Source organism: Burkholderia sp. BCC0322, from assembly GCF_902833045.1.
GTDB lineage: Bacteria > Pseudomonadota > Gammaproteobacteria > Burkholderiales > Burkholderiaceae > Burkholderia.
This window is the reverse complement of the sequence record NZ_CADFDU010000042.1, coordinates 1-2089: the sequence shown is the minus strand read 5'-3', so window position 1 is coordinate 2089 and position 2089 is coordinate 1. Positions and strand designations below refer to the sequence as shown.

At 60.2% G+C, this 2089-nt stretch carries 2 protein-coding genes and 2 pseudogenes; all 4 read right to left on the bottom strand.

Translation table 11 applies throughout. The features are described from left to right. Positions 1 to 471 (bottom strand): annotated as a pseudogene (locus HWX39_RS35765) (transposase); the annotation flags it as partial. A gap of 187 nt (positions 472 to 658) precedes the next feature. Continuing rightward, positions 659 to 1117, bottom strand: coding sequence for a D-Ala-D-Ala carboxypeptidase family metallohydrolase (locus HWX39_RS35760; protein ID WP_175972147.1), 459 nt, complete (start codon positions 1115 to 1117; stop codon positions 659 to 661). Positions 1118 to 1405: 288 nt separating this feature from the next. After that, a pseudogene (locus tag HWX39_RS35755) lies at positions 1406 to 1603 on the bottom strand (DDE-type integrase/transposase/recombinase); the annotation flags it as partial. Positions 1604 to 1950: 347 nt separating this feature from the next. Then, the coding region (locus HWX39_RS35750; RefSeq protein ID WP_175972146.1) for an IS3 family transposase at positions 1951 to 2089 on the bottom strand (139 nt) is incomplete at its 5' end.

Below are 2089 nucleotides of genomic sequence, written 5' to 3'. Positions count from 1 at the left end.
CCTGGTTGGCCTGCGCCCTGACGCTGGGCGGGCGAGCCCGCCACTGGCAATACCCGCTGCGCGAGACGGCCAACACCCGGCACAGCCGGCTCACGCTGTACTGGTCGCGGTGTGAGTCGATCCAGGCGTACCTCACCGCGACCCCTTCGCGAAGTACGCCGTTGCCTTTCGGAGGATTTCGATGTCGAGCTTCGCGCTGGCCAACTCCTTGCGCAACCTGCTGACCTCGGCCTCCAGATCGCTGACCGGTCGACGACTGGAACTCGGCGTGCTGGGTAACGGCCCCGTCGCCGCTTCAGCATTGCCTTTGCGCTGGTCTCGGCACCAGTTGCCCAGTGTCGCCACCGGTACACCCAGCCTGCGAGCGGCCTCATGCTGACCGACGCTCTCCGACAAGCGCACCGCCTCCACCTTGAATTCCTGCGTGTATTGCCTTCTCGGCACCACGTTCTCTGCCATTCTGTTCTCCATACAGTCAAAAAGTTATCAAACTTCTTGCTGTACGTGGAATCGAGACAGGGTCATGGACTACCTCCAAAGTAGTCCAAGATTTTGTCCGCATCCCCAGTGGGCTCAGATTTCAAATGCGTTTGACACTGCAGCCTTTCGGGGCGGCGCCGGCGAAACACAAGCGCGGCACGCATGCTACAGGGTTTGTTCATCGCAGCGCGAGCCCCGCAGTGTAGCGGGCCGGACCGTTACCGAAATGTGCCGTTAACACCTGGCATCGCGGCGACCTGCCAGCTGACGGAATCGCCAGGTGCACCCAGGCACCCTCATGAATCAGCTGCTCGAACGACAAACCGGAAGCTGCGATCTCGTGGCAAATTGCCAGCGGCGAGCCGAAACTCGGACAGATAAAGTCAGCAGCCAGCCCCAGCAGATGGGCGCTGTTGGTCGCCCCCCCTATAAAGTGGTTCAGTTCCGGCGAGCGATAGCCGGAGCTCACCAGAATAGGCCGTTGTCCGAGCAGTGCACGCACCGCTTCGAGGGCGCACGCGGTACGTTTCAGATTGGCCACAATCGCTTCCGGGGCGCGGTTATCGAGGCCGCGCCTGACGGCGATTTGGCTGTGGATGAGTTCGGCAAGCGTGAAATGGTCGGTCAGTTGGGTCATAAAATGTATTAGCCGGGACTCGATCTGAAACGCGCGCCTCCAAGATCTCGAACACCGGAATCCAGTAGACGCCTGTCGATTCCATCGCCACCGTGTGAATCCCGACCTGCTTGAGCCAGTCGGAAAGCTCGTGAAGCTCTTTCGTGAAACTACGGAATGAACGCACGGGTTCGGGGTCACGTTCATCGCCGACCGCGACCACATGAAACTGCGCACCGATGTCGATCGCGGCCGCGTTCGGATGAACCACAGAAATTTGCGCCGCGCTGCTGACGCGTCGGGGCTTCGTTGCCGGCATTGGGACCCTCTGACCGAATGGTGTATCAAGGTTCCGTCGTCTCCCGGGCGTCGCACGTAAAGCGCCTGTTCAAGTGCATCCAGAACGAAGTCCGCGGTCATCGAGGTGCTGACGCGCCAGCCGACAATACGGCGAGCGAACACGTCGATCACGAAGGCCACATACAGCCAGCCCTGCCACGTCGAAAGTGGAGTAAGAGACCGGGCGTAGTCGAGCTATCTCCCGGCCTCTCCTCCTCGAACCGGACTTGCACCTCTCAGCGCATCCGGCTCTCCGTTCAAGCGTTGCTCATAGCAAAGGCGACATCGGGATAACGCGACTCGATGGTACTGCGTGTCTTATCGCGCAGAATGTACGGATTCTCCGATGGGCTACGCCACCTGAATTGACCCTTCCGGCTGGTAACAAGACGCCGAAGCGCCACCGCACCGTACCAACCCCGACTATTCTGGCCATGAAGCAGCCATGTCTTGGCCTGTCCCGGTTCTGGCGCCCGGACATGTGAGGTCAGACGGAATTCGTGGAGGCCAAAGAGTTAAGCAGCGATCTGATTCAGATAGAAACGCTGCGTGAACGCGACAGGCGATTGGTAGTTCAGACGCGCCTGCGTACGTTGCCGGTTGTAGAAGATTTCGATGTATTCGCTGATCGCCAGGCGTGCCTGCTCGCGCGTG

Excerpts from the sequence above, each read along its gene's own strand:
- HWX39_RS35760 (WP_175972147.1), bottom strand. The coding sequence starts at position 1,117 with ATGACCCAACTGACCGACCATTTCACGCTTGCCGAACTCATCCACAGC.